The following is an 18,632-nucleotide window of genomic DNA, read 5'->3' as shown; positions in this document are numbered from 1 at the left end:
GGTCGCCCGCGTCGGCGGCGCGCCGGTTGGCGTCGCCGGACCCGTCCCGCCCGCGGGGCTCATGCCGCGGCCGCGCGGCAGTCGGCGCAGAGGCCCTCGGCCTCGCGCACCGTCGTCTCGATGGCGAAGCCCGCGTCGGCGGCGGCATCGCCCAGCGCCCCGCCGCGGGTCTCGGCCGGGGTCTCGATCACCGTGCGGCAGTTGCGGCAGATGAGGAAGGCCGGCGCGTGGCCCGCCGCGCCCTGGGTGCAGGCGACGAAGGCGTTGAGCGTCTCGATCCGGTGGACGTAGCCGGCCTTCATCAGGTGGTCGAGCGCGCGGTAGGCGACCGGGGGCTGGCTGCCCAGGCCTTCGGCCCTGAGCCGGTCCAGGATCTCGTAGGCGCCGAGCGCGCGGTGCTCTTCGAGCAGGATCTCGAGCACCCGGCGGCGGACCGGGGTCAGCGCCCGGCCGTGGGCGGTGCTTTCGGCATCGACGCGGGCCATGGCGTCGGCGATGCAGCGGCTGTGGTCATGCATGGCATACCCTCCCCCGACGGTCGGCGCCGGTTGACCGCGGGAATGTTATACTATAACTCATGCCTCCATCCTAATGCGGAGTGTCCCCGATGTCACGATCCCTCTTGGCGGCCGTCGCCGCGTCGTTTCCCCTTACGCTCGGCGCCCTGCCCGCCCTGGCCGAGGGGCCGCGCGTGGTGGCCGACATCGCGCCGGTGCACGGGCTGGTGGCGCGGGTGATGCAGGGCGTGGGCGAACCCGCGCTGCTGGTCCGGCCGGGCGCCTCGCCGCACGGTTATGCGATGAAGCCGTCCGAGGCCGGTGCGCTGGAAGCGGCGCAGGTGGTGTTCTTCGTCGGGCCGGAACTCACGCCGTGGCTGATGCGGCCGATCGAGTCGCTGGCGCCGAAGGCGAAGCAGGTCGAACTGCTGGCCGCGCCGGGCACCGTGACGCTGCCGACCCGGACCGGGGCCACCTTCGCCCCGCATGACCACGGGGACGACGGGCATGACCACGGCGCCGAGCATGATCATGACCATGCCGCCGAAGCGGCAGCCCCGGCGCAGGCCCCGGCGGCCGAGCCGGACCACGATCACGATCACGACCACGCCGGGCAAGACCACGCCGCCGAGGCGGCCGCCCCGGCCCCTGCGGCCCAGGATCACGACCACGACCACCCCGCCCCGGCGGGCGACGAGCACGACCACGCGCACAGCCACGACGGGATCGACCCGCACGCCTGGCTCGACCCCGAGAACGGCAAGGCCTGGACCCGCGCCATCGCGGCGACGCTGACCGAGCTCGACCCCGACCACGCCGCCGCCTACGCCGCCAACGCCGAGGCCGCGGTGGCCGAGATCGACGCGGCCAAGGCCGACACCCGCACCGCGCTCGCGCCGCTGGGCGACCTGCGCTTCGTGGCCTTCCACGACGCCTACCAGTATCTCGAGACGCGCTTTGGGGTCAGCGCGGCGGGGTCGGTGTCGCTGAGCGATGCGTCCGCGCCCTCGCCCGCCCGCATCGCCGAGCTGCGGCAGGCGGTGGCGGCGATGGGGGTGAGCTGCGCGCTCAGCGAGCCGCAGTTCGACGCCGACCTGCTCAACACCGTGTTCGACGGCACCGGGGTCAAGACCGCGGTCATCGACCCGGTCGGCGCGGCGATCCCGGCGGGGCCGGGGTTCTACCCGACGCTGATCCGCAGCATGGGCACCGCCCTCACCGCCTGCCGCTGAGGCCAGCGCCTGCCGCCGGCGCCTCCGTCAGGCGGCGCTGGCGCTCGCGCTCGCGCGGGCCAGCACGGCGGTGACGGCGGGGCGCAGGTTCGTCTCGCCCGCCGCCCGCGCGGCATCGATCACCGCCCGCAGCTCGCCGATGTCGATGCGGCGGATCAGCGACTTGACCGGCCCGATCGAGGCCGGGCGCATCGACAGCGACCGCAGCCCCAGCGCGACGAACGCCGCCGCCTCGGCCGGGCGGCCGGCATCCTCGCCGCAGAAGCTGACCGGCACCCCTTCGGCATCGCAGCGCGCGACGATCATCTCGATCAGGTTCAGGAACGGCGCCGACAGCGTGTCATAGCGCCGCCGCACCCGCTCGTTCTCGCGGTCGGCGGCGAAGAAGAACTGCTTGAGGTCGTTGCCGCCGATCGAGATGAAATCGCACTGGCGGAAGAACGCGGGCGCGGCAAAGGCCAGCGACGGCGTCTCGAGCATCGCCCCCACCTGCAGCTCGGTCGGCAGCGGCCGCCCGGTCGCCGCCTCGCGCTCGAGCTGCTCGTCCAGCATGGCGCGGGCGCTGGCGAACTCGGTCGCGTCGGCGACGAAGGGGAACATGAGGTGCAAGGGCCGCCCCGCCGCCGCCCGGATCAGCGCCTGCAGCTGCATCTGCAGCACCCCGCGCTTGTCGAGGCCGACGCGGATCGCCCGCCAGCCCATCGCCGGGTTCGGCTCGTCGATGCGCTTCATGTAGGGCAGCACCTTGTCCGAGCCGATGTCGAGGGTGCGGAACACCACCGGCTTGCCGTGGGCGTTGTCGAGTACCCGGGCGTAGAGTGCGGCGAGCTCGCTGCGGCGGGGGACGCGGGTGCGGGTCAGGAACTGCAACTCGGTGCGGAAGAGCCCGACCCCCTCGGCGCCCGAGCCCTCGAGGCTCGGCAGGTCGGCCATGAGGCCTGCGTTCATGCAGAGCCGCACGGTGGTGCCGCAGCGCGCGGTGGCGGGCAGGTCGCGCAGGCCCGCGTACATCTTCTGCGCCTCGGCCTGCATGGCGATCTTGTCGCGGAAGGCGGCGGCGACGGTCTCCTCGGGGCGCAGGTGGACGATGCCGCTGTCGCCGTCGACGAGGATCGGGTCGCCGTTCAGCGCCTCAGAGCGGATGCGGGCGGCGTGGATCACCAGCGGGATCGCCAGCGCCCGGGCGACGATGGCCGCATGGCTGCCGACCGACCCTTCCTCAAGCACCACGCCGCGCAAGGAGCGGCCGTAGTCCAGCAGCTCGGCGGGGCCGATGTTGCGCGCGACGAGGATCGGGTTCGCGGGCATCGCCCCGCCGGTGTCGCTGCCCTGCCCGGTCAGGATCCGCAAGAGCCGGTTCGACAGGTCGTCGAGATCGTGCAGCCGGTCGCGCAGATAGGGATCGGCGGCGCTTTCCAGCCGCGCGCGGGCCTGCGACTGCTCCTTCTCGACCGCCGCCTCGGCCGAGAGGCCGAGGTCGATGTCCTCCTCCATCCGCCGGAGCCAGCTTTTCGAGTTGGCGAACATCCGGTAGGCCTCGAGCACCGCCTCGCCCTCGGCGCCGGGCATCTCGGTCTCGGCCACCATCTGGTCCACGGTCTGGCGCAGCATCGCCACCGCCTCGGCCAGCCGGGCGCGTTCCTTGTCGGGGTCGTCGCCCACCGGGTTGGTGATGACCACCCGCGGCTCGTGCAGCCAGACCTGGCCCTCGGCCGCCCCCTCCTGCCCGGTGTCGCCGCGGAAGACGGCCGGGAAGCGGTGGGTCGAGGGCTGCGCCTCGTTGCCGAGGAAGGCGCCGAGTTCGGCCATCTCGGCCAGCACCATCGCCACCACCTCGAGGCCGTAGACCTCGTCCTCGGTGTATTCGCGGGCCTCGCGCGACTGCACGACGAGAACGCCCAGCTTCTCGCCGACCCGCTGGATCGGCACGCCGAGGAACGAGGGGAACACCTCTTCCCCGGTCTCGGGCATGTAGCGGAAGCCGGGCTGCGCGGGGGCGTCGGCGGTGTTGATCGGACGGCCCGTGCGGGCGACGCGGCCCACCAGCCCCTCGCCCAGGCGCAGGCGGGTGCGGTGCACCGCCTCGGCCCGCAGCCCCTCGGTCGCGCAGAGTTCCAGCGTGTCGGCGTCGCGGAACAGATAGACCGAGCACACCTGCGAGCGCATCGAGTCCGCGATGTGGTGGGTGATCCGGTCCAGCCGATCCTGCCCCCCGCCCGGCGCCGCCAGCGAATCGCGCAGCCGCCTCAGCAGCCTGCGCGATTCGCTTTCGGTGCGTTCCGGCATCTCCGTGCGGTCCCCTGGCCCAGATTGGCCGGAGGGCGCGTCCGGCGGATCAGGCCTTTTCCAGCTCGAAGGCATCATGCAGCGCCTGCACGGCCAGTTCCATATACTTGCGGTCGATCAGCACCGAAATCTTGATCTCGGAGGTGGCGATGACCTTGATGTTGATGTTTTCATCAGCCAGCGCCTTGAACATCCGCGCCGCGACCCCGGCATGGGACCGCATCCCGATGCCGACGACCGAGACCTTGGCCACGTCGCTGTCCACGGCCAGCTCGTCATAGGCGATCAGCCCCTTGGCGCGGGCATCCTCCATCGCCTTGCGGGCGCGTTCGACCTGGTTCACGGGGCAGGAGAAGGTCATGTCGGTGACCGCGCCCGGGTGATCCTCGTAGTCGCGTTCCGAGATGTTCTGGACGATCATGTCCACGTTGACGCCCGCATCGGCCAGCGGCTGGAAGATCGCCGCCGAGATGCCCGGCCGGTCCTCGACCGTCACCAGCGTGATCTTGGCCTCGTCGCGGCTGTAGGCGACGCCCGAAACGACCTTGGATTCCATGATCTCATCCTCATCGCAGACCAGCGTGCCGCTGGATTCGTCGGTATCCTCGAACGACGACAGCACCCGCAGCCGCACGTTGTAGCGCATGGCCAGCTCGACCGAGCGGGTCTGCAGCACCTTGGCGCCCAGGCTGGCGAGTTCCAGCATCTCCTCGAACGCGATCTTCTCGAGCTTGCGGGCCTTCGAGCTGATGCGCGGGTCGGTGGTGTAGACGCCGTCCACGTCGGTGTAGATGTCGCAGCGCTCGGCCGCGAAGGCGGCGGCAAAGGCGACCGCGGTGGTGTCGGACCCGCCGCGGCCCAGCGTGGTGATGCGGCCGTCCGGGCCGATGCCCTGGAAGCCCGCAACGACCGCGACCTTCATGCCTTCGGCGAACTTGGCGTCGATGTTGGCGCGCGGGATGTCGACGAAGCGGGCCGAGCCGTGCTGGGCGGTGGTGTTGATCGGCACCTGCCAGCCCTGCCAGCTGCGCGCCGGGACGCCCATCTCCTGCAGGCGCAGCGCCATGAGGCCGGCGGTGACGTTCTCGCCCGAGGCGACCACGGCGTCGTATTCGCGCGCGTCGTAGAGCCGCGAGGTGCCCTCGACCCAGCCCACGAGCTCGTTGGTCTTGCCCGACATGGCGCTGACGATGACGATCACGTCGTAGCCGCGCTCGACCTCGCGCTGGACCTTGGCGGCGGCATTCGCGATGCGGTCGAGGTCGGCCACCGAGGTGCCGCCGAATTTCATCACCAGAAGCGGCATCCGAGTGCCTCCAGTCGGGAACGGAACGGGGCGCTGCATAGGGCGGCGCGGGGGCGGGGGCAAGGGGCGGGTGCGACGGGCGGTGCGAGGGCGCCGGAAAGGCCGCGGGCGCGGGAGTCGAGTGGGCCGCGCGCGGACGCCGAGGGGGCCCGGGCGCGAACATTGCGTAACATTCGATGCACCCCGTTGACGGGTTGGCTCGCGCGGGCGTAACAGGGGCCCACTGACGCGGGTCAACTGTCCCTCGATCGATCGCAGAAAGCGATCCGGTCTGTATCGTTGGTGAACTGTGCCCCATCCCGTGGGCGCATTCCCCCCACGTGCAGAGTCTCGAGCAGGCGGACGCCCTGGTGCCGGTCCATGATCCGCCGTGGCGACGGTTGCGGGACAACGAGACGAAGGACGCCCGCGCCAACCGCGCCCGTCCTTGCAGGGGGACGACGCACGAATGGCTACCTATGACCTTTACTTCATTCCGCTCAGTTCGCTGACGACCACGAACCCGCGCGGCCCGTCGGGCGGGGACAGGGGCTACATCTTTCCGAACAACGAGAACGGGAACCTTGACGCCGACGACTGGACCCGCGGCACGCTGCGTCTGACGGGCGCGCCCACGACGCTTTCGGTGTCGGACAACAACACCGACCCCAGCTTCGATGACGACTTCGATAATGAGCAGGTGTTGGCCTCGCCGTACGGCGGGTTGCCGGCCGGAACGACGGTCGAGCCCAACTACGGCTACATCCTGAGCGGCTCGGACGGATCGCAGCTGACGATCTACGCGGTCAACATCGACAATGATACCGACAACATCTACGGCATCGTCTCGAACAAGCCGCTGACGCCCGGCGTGACCTACACCACCGTCGAGGTGTTCGTCAACGCCAACCCGCCCTACGCGAGCCTCGTCACGGCGCCGGACGGCGTGGTGGACGGCACGGCGGGCGCCGAGCTGATGGGCCCCGGGTTCACCGACCGGCAGGGCGACCAGATCGACGGCACCGACGGGCTGAACGACGTGATCGCGAGCGGGGGCGGCAACGACAGCGTCAACGCCGGGCAGGGCAGCGACACGGTCTATGCCGGGACCGGCAATGACAGCGTGCAGGGCGGCGTCGGTAACGACGTGCTCTATGGCTACGGCGACACGCTGAACGGCGCCGACACGGTCGCCGAGGCCGACACGCTGATCGGGGAGCTGGGCAACGATTCGCTCTATGGCGGCATGGGCGACGACAGGCTTTACGGCGACGACACGGCGGGCACCGACACGCTGGGCGGCGCTGATTCGCTGGTTGGCGGGGCGGGCAATGACAGCCTCGTGGGCGGGTTCGGCGACGACACGCTGGACGGCGGCGCCGACTCCGACACGCTGGTCGGCGGGGCCGGGAGCGACTCGCTCCTCGGCGGTCTTGGCACCGACACGCTGGACGGCGGCGACGGCGCCGACCGGCTCTTTGGCGACGACACGGCGGGCACCGACACGCTGGGCGGCGCGGACTCGCTTTCGGGCGGGGCGGGCAATGACACCCTGATCGGCGGCTTCGGCAACGACGTGCTGGACGGCGGCGCGGACAACGACGTGATCCGCGGCGGGGACGGCAACGACTTCGTCGTCGGCGGAAGTGGCGCGGACCTCGTCGATGGTGGCGCTGGCAACGACTTCGTTACCGGCGACAGCTACGACCCGTCGAACGGCACGAACGTCCACGTCGACGACCTGATCGCCGACACCCTGACCGGCGGTGAGGGGAACGACACCTTCCTCGCCGGGTCTGGCGACATCATCACCGACTTCAACGTCGGCAACACTGGCACGGTCAACGACGGCGACACGACCAACAACGACTTCGTCGACCTCTCGCGCTACTACAACGCCGAGAACCTGGCGCTCTACAACGCCTCGCACGGCGGCGTGGACTACGCCAACCCGCTCGCCTGGCTGCGCGCGGATCAGGCGGACGGCTTGCTGAACATGCTCGACGGGACCGGCGGTCTGCCGAGCTTCACCCTCACGCTGCAGGACGGCGCGGGTGCCGCGGTCGCCGGCTCGGCCCTGACGGTCGAGAACACCGCCGTGCTCTGCTTCGCCGCGGACGCGATGATCGAGACCGAGCGCGGTCCGGTGGCGGCGGGCGATCTGGCGGTGGGCGACCTGGTCGTCACCCGTGACGCCGGGCTGCAGCCGATCCGCTGGATCGGCACCCGGCGGCTGGATGCCGCGACGTTGGCGGCCTGGCCGCAGATGCGTCCGGTCCGTATCCGTGCCGGCGCGCTCGGGCGCGGGGTGCCGTCGGCCGATCTCGACGTGTCGCCGCAGCACCGGGTGCTGGTCCGCTCGCGGATCGCGCAGCGGATGTTCGGCACCGACGAGGTGCTGGTGGCCGCCAAGCAGCTCCTCCAGATCGAGGGGATCGACGTGGTCGCGGACGGGGCAGAGGTGACCTACGTCCACTTCCTCTTCGACGACCACCAGATCGTCATCTCGAACGGCGCCGAGACCGAGTCGCTCTATACCGGCGCCGAGGCGCTGCGCTCGGTCGGCGAGGCCGCGCGCGAAGAGATCCTAGCGCTCTTCCCCGAGCTGCGGATCCGCGCCGAGGCGCCGGACGGGGCGCGGGTGCTGGCCTCGGGCCGGATGGGGCGCAAGCTCGCCGTCCGCCACGCCGAGAACGGCAAGCCGCTGGTCTCGTGACACCGGGGCGGCGCGGGGCGGTTCGCCGCCCTGCGCCCCCTGCCCCGCATTCGGCCCAGCCGTGCGCGGCTAGTTGACCTTGCGCCGCAGCCGGAAGGGCAGCGGCGCCACCGGCACCCCGTCCTCGATCAGCTTCCTGGCCTCTTCCAGCCGCGCCTCGCCGTGGATCGGGCGCGACGGCATCTCGCCCTCGTGCATGGCGCGCGCCTCGCGGGCGAACTCGGTCCCGACGTAGTCCGACCCCGCCTCGATTCGCTTGCGCAGCTCGGCCAGCGCCTGCTCGGCCGCCGAGCCGGGCGCGTCGAGCGGGCGCGCCGCCGCCTCGTCACGGGCCGGCACCGCGGGCGCCATCGGCGCCTTCTCGACCGCGTGCGAGCCGCAGATCGCGCAGCCCACCTGCCCCGCCTGGCGCAGCGCGTCGAAGCCCTCGGCCGAGCGGAACCAGCCGTCGAACGCGTGGCCTTTGTCGCAGCGCAGGGCATAGCGGATCATGATGGTCGCAGCCTCCTTGTCCCGGCACATATCGGCCGCTCGGCGCAGCCGTGCAAGGGCGGGCCGGTGCGCTCAGTCGCGCGCGAGCGCCAGCAGCGCCGCCACCAGCCCCGCCGGATCGGGCGCGGCGGCGTCGAGCGCGGCGCGGGCGGCGGTACCCATCTTTCGGCGGCGGGCCTCGCCGGCCATCAGCGCCTCGAGCGTCGTGGCGAGCGTCGCCGCGGTCACCTCGCGCGCCGCCCCCTGCGCGTCGAGCGCCGCATAATCGGCGGCGAAATTGGCGACATGCGGCCCGTGCAGCAGGGCGCAGGCGTGGGCCGCGGGCTCCCACGGGGTGTGCCCGCCGTGATCGACCAGCGAGCCGCCCGTCAGGCAGATGCCCGCCGCCGCATAGGCCCCGTCGAGCGCACCGAGCCGGTCGATCAGCAGCACCGGCACAGGCGGCACGGCGGCGACCTCGCGCGCGCCGAGGCGGTCGTGGCGCAAGCCGCGCGCGGCGATCAGCGCCGCCACCGCGTCGGCCCGCTGGGGGTGGCGCGGGGCGAGGATCAGCCGCGCGTCCGGCCAGCGCGCGCCGAGCGCGGCATGGGCGGCGAGCGCGATCTCATCCTCGCCCGGATGGGTCGAGGCGGCGAGCCACACGCGCCCGCGCCCCGCCTCGGTGGCGGGGGGCTGGGTCGCGGCGGGGGTCAGCAGCTTGAGGTTCAGCCGCGGCGCGACGGCCGCCGCGGGCAGGCCCAGCGCCAGCAACCGCGCCTCGGTCCCCGCGTCCTGCGCCGAGGCGAGCCGCACCCCCGCCAGCGCCGCCGCCGCGAGGCGGGGCACCCGCCCCCAGCTGCGGGCCGAGCGCGCCGACATCCGCGCCCCGATCAGCGCCTGCGGGATCCCCCGCGCGGTCAGCGCCGCAGCCCGGTTGGGCCAGAGTTCGTTCTCGATCGTGACGGCCAGCGCCGGCTGCAGCGCGTCGAGGAACCGCCCCACCGCCTGCGGCGCGTCGAGCGGCGCCCGCAGCGCCGGCAGCCCCCAGCCCCGCGCCACCGCCAGCCCGGTGTCGCTGTTGGCGCTCACCACCACCGGCCGGACCGCCGCCAGCGCCGCGACCACGGGCCGCGCCGAGTTCAGCTCTCCGACGCTGGCCCCGTGGACCCAGATCGCGCCCTGCGGCAGGTCCGGCAGGTCGAGCGCCAGCCGCTCACGCGCCACGCCCCGCCCAAGCGGGCGCAGGGCGGCGCCGACGAGGCCCGAAATGCTGCGGTAGATCATGTCCTGAGCCACCTGCTGTGAGAGGGAGGGCCTGCGCTTTCCCCGGTGCTGCCGCGAGGGGCACGCTTGCGCGGCCGAGAGGCCGGCGCCGGGAAGGATGGAGGCGGGTACCGGAATCGAACCGGTCTTCACGGATTTGCAATCCGCTGCGTAACCTCTCCGCCAACCCGCCGCCGTGAGGTGGCGGAGAGATAGGCCAATCCGGCGCGCAGGGCAAGACGGCAGGAAGGGGGTGCGGTGGCGGCGGGGAGCGGGTCAGCTAGGCGCTATCAGTGACGGGGCCTCCGATCGGCCGGCTCGCAGCGTTGCGAAGGAAATCTCCTGTCTCTCGCGGGCCGGCTGGCGCGGTTTGTGTGGCAGTGCACGGCAAGCCTGTGCGGTCCGCCGCCCTTATTGCTTTCGCCCCCACAGGGTTATCGAAACAGCGGGATGTCGAACCAGCAGAATTCACGGTCCGCGGTTGACGCGCCGGTGCGGCCGTCCGTGGCACGGATCGCGGCGTCGGCGTCAGCGTCACGCCCGGTCAGCGTCACGTCGAGCCGGACCGACGCCCAGCGATCCCTACCCGTCCGCGCGCTGCCGAAGCGTCGACCTGAAGCGGAAGACTTCCTTCGGCGCGCCCGACCGTCCGTCCGGTGCTCGGGCATCACCGGATAGGCGTGGTGCGCCCAGCGCACGCACCGCCGCTCAAGCGCGGCGCCAGTGAACAAGTGGAGGGGCATCATCTCCCGGATGATCCACTGGACGTGGCTGAACCAGATCGCGCGGGCCTTACCGGTGCTTATCAACCGGGGTTCCCTCGCACTTGGGACGTTCCTACGCAAAGTCGGAAGCTCGTGTTGCACAGACGGTTACCCAACCAGCCCGGCCCAGCGGCGGCGCCCAAGAACTGGAGTGTGACGAACCGTTGCGCAGTTTCCCGCTGCACCCACGGGCTCTGCGCTGCAGGCCACCGGGTGACGGTCCGTACTTGGCTGCCCAGAACTCCCAGAACGTCCCGAACGCCAACAGCGCAGAACCACTGCGGCATGTGTCTGCCCCACAGCCCCTTCCGGGAAAGCACGCTGGCGATGCCAACGGGAGACCGACGACGAACTGTTGGGTGTTGACGTGCGCCTGTCGGCGCCGGCGGTGCGGACAATAACGACCCGTCCTCCCCCGGCTGCACTAGAGGCCTCAGACCGCCCGTCGCGTCAACGCGTCTGCGCTCGCGCCGACCCGCCGCGCGACGTTGAGCTGCTGAAAGCCGATAAGCGCAGATCACCGTCGGTGGTGGTGGACGAGAGCAACACCCCCCCGAGTGCCGCAGGCCATCAAGACAGCCTGCCGCGTCAACGCGTCCGCGCTTGCGACGAGCCGCGCACGGCGCGGCACCCTTCCCTCCGGCGGTGTGCCGTCAGGGGCAGGCCTGCGTTCCGCCCGCTCCCCTCCGAGCGCGCCCCCGCCTAGCTCAACCCCGCGGTCTCGCCCCGCTCAGCCGCCCACGCGGGCGTTGCGGTTGCCGATCAGCTTGAGCCGCAGGGCGTTCAGCCGGATGAACCCGGCCGCGTCCTTCTGGTCGTAGGCGCCGGCGTCGTCCTCGAAGGTCACGTGCGCCTCGCTGTAGAGCGAGTGATCCGACCAGCGCCCGACCGTGTGCGCCGAGCCCTTGTAGAGCTTCAGCCGCACCGTGCCCGTGACGTGCTCCTGGCTCTTGTCGATCAGCGCCTGCAGCATCTCGCGCTCGGGCGAGAACCAGAAGCCGTTGTAAATCAGCTCGGCATAGCGCGGCATCAGGCTGTCCTTGAGGTGGCCCGAGCCGCTGTCGAGCGTGATCTGCTCGATCCCGCGGTGCGCCTCGAGCAGGATCGTGCCGCCGGGGGTCTCGTAGATGCCGCGCGACTTCATGCCGACGAAGCGGTTCTCGACGAAATCGAGCCGGCCGATGCCGTGGGTGCGGCCCAGTTCGTTCAGGCGGGTGAGGATCGTCGCGGGCGACAGCGCCTCGCCGTCGATCGAGACCGCGTCGCCGCGCTCGAAGCCGATCTCGACGTATTGCGGCTCGTCCGGCGCCTCTTCGGGGCTGACGGTGCGGGCGTAGACGTACTCCGGGGCCTCTTCGGCCGGGTTTTCCAGCGCCTTGCCCTCGGACGAGGTGTGCAGCAGGTTCGCATCGACCGAGAACGGCGCCTCGCCGCGCTTGTCCTTGGCGATCGGGATCTGGTGCGCCTCGGCGAACTCGATCAGCTTGGTGCGCGAGGTCAGGTCCCACAGCCGCCACGGCGCGATCACCTTGATCGCGGGGTCGAGCGCATACGCCGACAGCTCGAAGCGCACCTGGTCGTTGCCCTTGCCCGTCGCGCCATGCGCCACCGCGTCGGCGCCGTGCTGATGCGCCAGCTCGACCAGCCGCTTGGCGATCAACGGCCGGGCGATCGAGGTGCCGAGCAGATACAACCCCTCGTAGACCGCATTGGCGCGGAACATCGGGAAGACGTAGTCGCGCACGAACTCCTCGCGGACGTCCTCGATGTGGATGTTCTCGGAGCGGATCCCAAGCAACTCGGCCTTCGCGCGGGCCGGCTCGAGCTCTTCGCCCTGGCCGAGGTCGGCGGTGAAGGTGATGACCTCGCAGCCATATTCGGTCTGCAGCCACTTGAGGATGATCGAGGTGTCGAGCCCCCCGGAATAGGCGAGAACGACTTTTTTCGGCGCGGCGCTCATCTGCGGTCCCCTTTTCGCTGGCTGGCTTGGGGATTATGGGGTTTCGGGCAGGCTCACAAGTGGAACGGCGCAGCCGCCGCGCGGCGCGGAGGGTCAGGGCCAGGACGAAGGCGAGGGCGAGGCGGATGAACGACAGGATCGCGGCGACCCGGCAGGCGCAGCTCCGGGACCGTGCCGGGGCCGGTGTCCCGGCCCGCATCGGGGGTGCCGCGGACACGGCCGGTCGCCCGGGCGTGGAGGCGTGGCGATGAGCGATTTCCTGGCCGCGGTCGCGGACGCCGAGGCGGCGCTGCGGACGCTCTTCGACCCGACGCCGCTGCAGCGCAACGACCACCTTTCGGCGCGATACGACGCCGACATCTGGCTCAAGCGCGAGGATCTGACCCCGGTGCGCAGCTACAAGCTGCGCGGCGCCTTCAACGCCATGCGTCACGCGGGCGCGGGCCCTGGCGCGCGCTTCGTCTGCGCCAGCGCCGGCAACCACGCCCAGGGCGTGGCCTTCGCCTGCCGGCACTTCGGCGCGCGGGGGGTGATCTTCATGCCGGTCACCACGCCGCGGCAGAAGATCGACAAGACCCGGATGTTCGGCGCGGGCGCGGTCGAGATCGTGCTGACCGGCGACTACTTCGACCAGACGTTGAAGGCGGCGCAGGATTACACCGCCGCGCATGGGGCCGTGTTCCTGTCGCCCTTCGACGACGCGCGGGTGATCGAGGGCCAGGCCACGGTCGCGGCCGAGATGCTGGCGCAGATCGACGCCGCGCCCGACCTCGTGGTGCTGCCGGTCGGCGGCGGCGGGCTGGCCGCCGGGGTCACCGAATACTGCGCGCTGAGCGCCCCGCAGACCGGCTTTGCCTTCGTCGAGCCCGCGGGCGGCGCCAGCCTCGCCGCGGCGCTGGCGGAGGGTGCGCCGGTCACCCTGCCCCGGGTGGACAGCTTCGTCGATGGCGCCGCGGTGGCGCGGATCGGTGCGCTGCCCTTTGCCCGGCTGGGCCGATTCGCGGTCTCGGACACGCTGCAGGCGCCCGAGGACCGGATCAGCGCCACCATGCTCGAGATGCTGAACGGCGAGGGGATCGTCCTCGAGCCCGCGGGCGCGCTGGCCATCGACGCACTGCGCGACCTTGCGGCGCAGGGCCGTCTCGCCGGGCGGCGGGTGGTCTGCATCTGCTCGGGCGGCAACTTCGACTTCGAGCGGCTGCCCGAGGTGCGCGAGCGCGCGCAACGCTGGGCGGGGCTGAAGAAATACTTCATCCTGCGGCTGCCGCAGCGGCCCGGCGCGCTGCGCGAGTTCCTGAACCTGCTCGGCCCCGAGGACGATATTGCCCGCTTCGAGTACCTCAAGAAATCGGCCCGCAACTTCGGCTCGGTGCTGATCGGGATCGAGACCACCGACCCGGCCAATCTCGATGCATTGAACGCGCGGCTGGCCGAGGCCGGGTTCGACTGGCGCGACATCACCGGCGACCCGGTGCTGGCCGAGTTCCTCATCTGAGGCCCCGCGGCAGGGCCGATTCGCCTCACGCGGCCCCCTCGCGCCCCGCTGCATCGGTCGGCGGCGCGGTCATCGCCTCGAGGTCGCGCATCAGCGCCTGCTTCGAGGCGGCGTAGCCCGCCATCAGCGCCTCGACGTCGAGCTGGTCGCCGAGCCCGGTGGCGACCATCCGCTCCCACGTGTCGCAGAGGCGGCAGAAGGCGTTCAGCCCCATGTTCAGCCCGCAGCCCTTGAGGAAATGCAGCCGCTGCTCCATCCGGTCGGGATCGTTCGGGACCATGGTCATGATGGCCCCCTCGATCTCGTCGAGAAACAGCTCGACGAGGGGGGCGAACTCGTCCTCCCCCACCTCGTGGCGCAGCGCCGCCATGCGTTTCCAGTCGATCATCGTTCGCCTCTGGCCAGCCTCTGACGCCGCTTATACGGGCGGCGGGTTCACAAACCGTAAACGCCCTCAATGCGCGGCTTAACCGGCTGTTCACCCCCGCCCGCTAGACAGGCGGCATGAGGCAGCCGAATCGCCATGCACCCCTTGCCCCCCCTGCCCGGCCTGAGCGCGCGCCGGGCCGGCTGGTGCTGCTGGCAGACGGCAGCCGGGCGCACCGGCGGATGCTGCGCATCCACCTCGAGCGGGCGGGCTACCGGGTGATCGAGGCCGAGGACGGGTCCGAGGCGCTGCGGCTGGCCCGCGCGTCCGAGCCGGACCTGATCCTCTCGGACTGGCATCTCGACGGGCTCTCGGGGCTCGACCTCTGCCGCGCGCATCGCGCCCTGCCGCGGCGCGGCTACGGCTTCTTCATCCTTCTGACCACCCGCAACGACAGCGCCGACGTGACCGAGGGGATGGGCGCCGGCGCCGACGATTTCCTGACCAAGCCGATCTCGGGGGCCGAGCTGGTCGCGCGGCTCGGCGCGGCCGAGCGGGTGCTCGACATGCAGGACACGCTGAGCGAGGCGAACGCCAAGCTGCGCGGCGCGCTCGACCGCCTCAGCGCTGCGCAGGAGCAGATCAACACCGACCTGCGCGAGGCCCGCAAGCTGCAGCAGGCGCTGATCCGCGAACGGCAGCGCAGCTTCGGCCCGCTCAGGCTGTCGCTGCTGATGCGGCCGGCGGGGATGATCGGCGGCGACCTGGTGGGGTTCCACCAGATCGATGAGCGGACCGTCGGGCTTTATGCGGTGGATGTCTCGGGTCACGGCGTCGCCTCGGCGCTGATCACGGCGCGGATCGCGACGCAGATCGATTCGCTGTCGCTCGACCACGCGCTGTCGCCGGTGCAGGTCGTCGCGGCGCTGAACGGGCTGATGCTCGACGGGATCCAGACCGACAACTACCTGACCATGATCTACGGCCGGCTGGACCTGCCGACCGGGCGGCTGCAACTGGTGCAGGCCGGCCACCCGCACCCGGCGCTGCAACGCGCAGGCGGCGGGGTCGAGCGGATCGGCGGCGGCGGCCTGCCGGTCGGCGTGATCGAGGCGCCCGTGTTCGAGGAGACCGTCGTGACGCTGGGCAGCGGCGACCGGCTGCTGATCGTGTCGGACGGGATCACCGACGCCTGCTCGCGCCGCGGCGAGTTGCTGGGCGATGAAGGTCTAAAGACGATCCTGCAGCTCAATGCGCCCCTGTCGGGGTTCGGGCTGCTCGAATCGATGTGCTGGTCGGTGTCCGAGTTCGCCTCGGGCGAGCGACAGGACGACGTCTCGGCGCTTTTGGTCGAGTACCTCGCCCCGGCCGAGGTGGTGCCGGGGCCACGGGGAGGGAGGGAGTGAGTGGGGTTGGTGGGGACGCTTGTGCAGGTGACAGGGTAGGATGGCGGGGCGCCGGGCGGAGGTTTGGTTTCTTTTGGAGGTCGGCAAGGGGGCGGTCAGCCGTCTCGCACTCCCGCCGCGGGCGGCCGGTTGAGGGGCGCCGCATCGTAGGCGGCGCTTTCAAATTGCCCTGCCGCGCCGCCAGACCGAGGGCGGACGGCGGCTCATAGGCCGCTCGCCCCATTCGGCCCGCGCGTCAGACGCAGCGCCGGCGAGCCGACCGCGGCCGCTGCCGTCCTCAGATCACCAGCACCTGCGTGCCGATCTTGGTCAGGCCGTACAGCTCCTTGATGTGCTCGTTGTAAAGCCCGATGCAGCCGTTCGACGACTTCCGCCCGATCTTGCGCGTGTCGTGGGTGCCGTGGATGCGGTAGTACTGCCAGCTCAGCCACAGCGCGTGGGTACCGAGCGGATTGTCCGGGCCGGCAGGGACGAAGTCCGGCCACTCGGGGTTGCGCTTCTTCATCTCGGGGGTGGGCGACCAGGTCGGCCCTTCGACCTTCTTGATGATCTCGGTCCGCCCCTTCCGCGTCAGATCTTCGCTGACCGGGATCGAGGTGGGGTAGAGCCGGAAGACGGTCTGGTCCTCGGACCAGAAGCTGAGCGCCCGCGAAGTGAAATCCACGAGGATCGCGCCGTTGGTGAGGTTGTCGAAGAACGGCTGCCAGTCGTGCATCCGGAAGCTCGACTGGTTGCGCCGGTTGTCCTGGGTGTCGAACTGCACCACGCCGGCGTCCGGGGTTGCGCCCGCCGCGGGCGCGCCCTGCAGCGGCTGGCCGGTGTAGGGGTCGATCGCCTGCGCGGCAGCAGCGCCGGCGACGGTCGCGACGCCGAGCGCGGCTGAACTGGCGAGAAACCGCCTCCGGTGAAGGGCGGGCGTGGCGATCCGGGTCATGTGTGTCTCCTGTCCTGCCGGGCCGTCGAGGCTCTTGTCGGCAACCTGCTTGATTCAGGCCAAGCAGATAGGCGGAGCGCCGCCGATTTCAATTCAAACCACCGTCACCGCCGCACGACCCCGCCGTCGCTGCGGCGGCGGGGCCACAATCGGGTGGGGGATGTGATGGCGGGTGGCTGGGACTCAGGTGCGGAGACGGGAATCTCTACGAGGCCGCGAGGGGGCGGGACGCGGTGGAGGCGGGCGAAATGGTCAACCGTGCAGGCGCCGCGCTGGATGGGCGCCGCACCACAGGGGATGAGCTTAGCCCTGAGGCGCTGCGCTCTAAGGCTATCCGCCAAATGCGAGCCGACATTGGCGACTCGGTTTTAGCCGGCCAGCCGTACCCCACAGCACACACCGGCTTGGCTAAGGGTGCCAGCTGCTCCGGCAAGAACAGCACAGCACGAGTCGTTCTCCTTGGAGGCAAAGAGCGTTTGGCCCGTGCCCGGGATTTCTTTGCTCGGACCACCAAAGTCGCCCGCAGGAGGCCGCACGTGGCCAAGGGGCGAAAAAGTTCGGCCACGGCGTGAGGCACGCCTCGACCGATGCCGTGCAGCCAATCACCCGTCGAGCCTGTGTGGTGCGCCGCACCGCGCACCGCCAAACCAGTCAGAGAACGCGTGATACGCCTCTCAACGCGTGCGGGGCAGCGGGAGAAACATTTCACGACCCCTCTAAGATTAAACACGACCCGACCTTCGCCCAGCCAAAACACCTATTCACTCGAGCTTGAGCGTCCACATCGAGCCGCAACTCGCGAAGGTGGCAGACCCTCCTCTCAGACAGTTCAGCCTGCCGCAGAGGGGCGCAACTTGGAATGCCGTGCCTTGGCTTGGGAAGCTATGGACGGGTCAGTTAGCTTGAACCGGGACTCAGTCTCCCGGCGCAGGGTGCACGGGGCGCCGGGCAGGCGCACAGCCTAGTCCGCAAAAGCCTTAACGCGACGCGAGAGCCATGCGCGCCGCCCACCGTGCCTCTGGGTGGGTGGCGAGCAAAGCTTTGCTTTACGCTCGGGAGAGATGGAGGAGGCGCTTGGAGCATTTCGTGCGCAGCCGGCAAAAGGCCAACGTCGCCACCGTTGGCGCTTGGTAAACTACTCGCCTCGGTCAGCGGTGCTTGGGTCGGGATGAAGTCGCCGAGGTGCGCAAGACTTGGCGTTGGTATCCCGCTGAGCCGCTCAGCAGCCGGACATCATCGTTTGCCGCGGTTCAGCCAGGCAATGCTGATCTCGTTTTGCGAATATGTAGCCCCGCATCTCCCAGAACGTCAGGGCGCGTGCGCAACTACGCCGTCTGTCGGGTCCAGCCCATCATCCTCGCTGCACGAAACGCAGGGGTCATCGGTGATTGCCGCACCCCTCGGTCCCCCAACCCTGCCCCGCCTCACTCCCGCCCGTCGAGCCGTACGAAATCCAACACGCTGCCCTCGCCGGGGCATAGCTTCGACCAGTCGTCGGTCTGGAAATCCACCACCAGCGTTGCCGCCGTGGGATAGCGGCGGAACTCGGGCGAGAGCGGGGGGCGCGCCGGCAGTTGCGCCGCGAAGGCGGCGATGCCGGGGTTGTGGCCGATCATCATCACCGTCGGCGCCGTCGCCGTGCGCAGCACCTTCAGCATCACCTCGGGCGCAGCGTGGTAGAGCGCGGGCTCGAGCCGGACGGGCGGGCGGGTCTCGAACACCGCGCTCGACACGCACTCCCACGTCTCGCAGGTGCGGCGCGCGGGCGAGCAGAGCACCTCCTCGGGGTCATAGCCGCGGCTGGCGAGCCAGTCGCCCAGCGCCCGGGCCGAGCGGCGGCCGCGGGCGTTCAGGGGCCGCTCCTGATCCGGCAGGCTCGGGTCGTCCCAGTCGGACTTGGCGTGGCGGGTCAGGATCAGGCGGCAATGTCCGGGCGGTGTCATCTCGGTCCTTTCC

Annotated in this window: 14 protein-coding genes and 1 tRNA gene; 4 read left to right on the top strand and 11 right to left on the bottom strand. The window is 70.9% G+C overall.

Annotation, left to right across the window (positions count from 1 at the left end):
• Nucleotides 1–59: 59 nt before the first annotated feature.
• Nucleotides 60–518, bottom strand: a complete 459-nt coding sequence (locus ACFHYO_RS05795; protein ID WP_036704781.1) for a Fur family transcriptional regulator — start codon at nt 516–518, stop codon at nt 60–62.
• 89 nt (nt 519–607) lie between these two features.
• Here ACFHYO_RS05795 and ACFHYO_RS05790 point away from each other — a divergent pair, with 89 nt between their 5' ends.
• The gene (locus tag ACFHYO_RS05790; RefSeq protein ID WP_394318996.1) at nt 608–1,729 is read left to right on the top strand and encodes a zinc ABC transporter substrate-binding protein; all 1,122 of its coding nucleotides are present in this window, start codon (nt 608–610) and stop codon (nt 1,727–1,729) included.
• A 27-nt stretch (nt 1,730–1,756) separates the two neighbouring features.
• Here ACFHYO_RS05790 and ptsP read toward each other — a convergent pair whose 3' ends face one another.
• Together ptsP and ACFHYO_RS05780 are read right to left on the bottom strand one after the other, a co-directional pair.
• Nucleotides 1,757–4,015, bottom strand: coding sequence for a phosphoenolpyruvate--protein phosphotransferase (gene ptsP / locus ACFHYO_RS05785; protein ID WP_036709574.1), 2,259 nt, complete (start codon nt 4,013–4,015; stop codon nt 1,757–1,759).
• 49 nt (nt 4,016–4,064) lie between these two features.
• The gene (locus ACFHYO_RS05780; RefSeq protein WP_036735956.1) at nt 4,065–5,321 is read right to left on the bottom strand and encodes an aspartate kinase; all 1,257 of its coding nucleotides are present in this window, start codon (nt 5,319–5,321) and stop codon (nt 4,065–4,067) included.
• A gap of 448 nt (nt 5,322–5,769) precedes the next feature.
• On the opposite strand from ACFHYO_RS05780, the gene ACFHYO_RS05775 reads away from it, so the two are divergent.
• Nucleotides 5,770–8,016 (top strand): Hint domain-containing protein, encoded by a 2,247-nt coding sequence (locus ACFHYO_RS05775; protein WP_394318994.1) that lies wholly within the window; start codon nt 5,770–5,772, stop codon nt 8,014–8,016.
• Nucleotides 8,017–8,085: 69 nt separating this feature from the next.
• Here the strand turns inward: ACFHYO_RS05775 and ACFHYO_RS05770 are convergent, their stop codons facing one another.
• The 5 genes from ACFHYO_RS05770 to ACFHYO_RS05750 all read right to left on the bottom strand — a co-directional run bounded on the left by ACFHYO_RS05770 (nt 8,086) and on the right by ACFHYO_RS05750 (nt 12,474).
• Nucleotides 8,086–8,508: a DUF1178 family protein gene (locus tag ACFHYO_RS05770; RefSeq protein WP_043133805.1), complete on the bottom strand. Its 423-nt coding sequence runs from the start codon at nt 8,506–8,508 to the stop codon at nt 8,086–8,088.
• Nucleotides 8,509–8,580: 72 nt separating this feature from the next.
• Nucleotides 8,581–9,771: a 3-deoxy-D-manno-octulosonic acid transferase gene (locus tag ACFHYO_RS05765; RefSeq protein ID WP_394318992.1), complete on the bottom strand. Its 1,191-nt coding sequence runs from the start codon at nt 9,769–9,771 to the stop codon at nt 8,581–8,583.
• Nucleotides 9,772–9,869: 98 nt separating this feature from the next.
• Nucleotides 9,870–9,943 (bottom strand) — tRNA-Cys (locus ACFHYO_RS05760).
• Between the two features lie 241 nt (nt 9,944–10,184).
• Entirely contained in the window at nt 10,185–10,559 is a 375-nt protein-coding gene (locus tag ACFHYO_RS05755; RefSeq protein WP_394318990.1) for a hypothetical protein, read from the bottom strand.
• A 685-nt stretch (nt 10,560–11,244) separates the two neighbouring features.
• A complete protein-coding gene (locus ACFHYO_RS05750; RefSeq protein WP_394318988.1) occupies nt 11,245–12,474 on the bottom strand; it encodes an argininosuccinate synthase in 1,230 nt (409 codons plus the stop codon).
• A gap of 247 nt (nt 12,475–12,721) precedes the next feature.
• On the opposite strand from ACFHYO_RS05750, the gene ilvA reads away from it, so the two are divergent.
• The gene (gene ilvA / locus ACFHYO_RS05745) at nt 12,722–13,969 is read left to right on the top strand and encodes a threonine ammonia-lyase IlvA (protein ID WP_043133811.1); all 1,248 of its coding nucleotides are present in this window, start codon (nt 12,722–12,724) and stop codon (nt 13,967–13,969) included.
• 25 nt (nt 13,970–13,994) lie between these two features.
• Here the strand turns inward: ilvA and ACFHYO_RS05740 are convergent, their stop codons facing one another.
• Nucleotides 13,995–14,357 (bottom strand): Hpt domain-containing protein, encoded by a 363-nt coding sequence (locus ACFHYO_RS05740; RefSeq protein WP_394318986.1) that lies wholly within the window; start codon nt 14,355–14,357, stop codon nt 13,995–13,997.
• 185 nt (nt 14,358–14,542) lie between these two features.
• Between ACFHYO_RS05740 and ACFHYO_RS05735 the strand changes: the two genes are divergently transcribed.
• Nucleotides 14,543–15,742 (top strand): PP2C family protein-serine/threonine phosphatase, encoded by a 1,200-nt coding sequence (locus ACFHYO_RS05735; protein WP_394318985.1) that lies wholly within the window; start codon nt 14,543–14,545, stop codon nt 15,740–15,742.
• A gap of 277 nt (nt 15,743–16,019) precedes the next feature.
• Here the strand turns inward: ACFHYO_RS05735 and ACFHYO_RS05730 are convergent, their stop codons facing one another.
• Both ACFHYO_RS05730 and ACFHYO_RS05725 read right to left on the bottom strand, forming a co-directional pair.
• Entirely contained in the window at nt 16,020–16,676 is a 657-nt protein-coding gene (locus ACFHYO_RS05730) for a L,D-transpeptidase (protein ID WP_036711808.1), read from the bottom strand.
• Between the two features lie 1,424 nt (nt 16,677–18,100).
• Nucleotides 18,101–18,619 carry a SixA phosphatase family protein gene (locus tag ACFHYO_RS05725; RefSeq protein ID WP_394318983.1) on the bottom strand — a complete coding sequence of 173 codons (519 nt, stop codon included), beginning with the start codon at nt 18,617–18,619 and terminating at the stop codon, nt 18,101–18,103.
• Nucleotides 18,620–18,632 lie beyond the last annotated feature (13 nt).

This window comes from Paracoccus panacisoli, from assembly GCF_042435015.1.
GTDB lineage: Bacteria > Pseudomonadota > Alphaproteobacteria > Rhodobacterales > Rhodobacteraceae > Paracoccus > Paracoccus panacisoli.
This window is presented reverse-complemented; position numbering and strand designations above follow the sequence as displayed.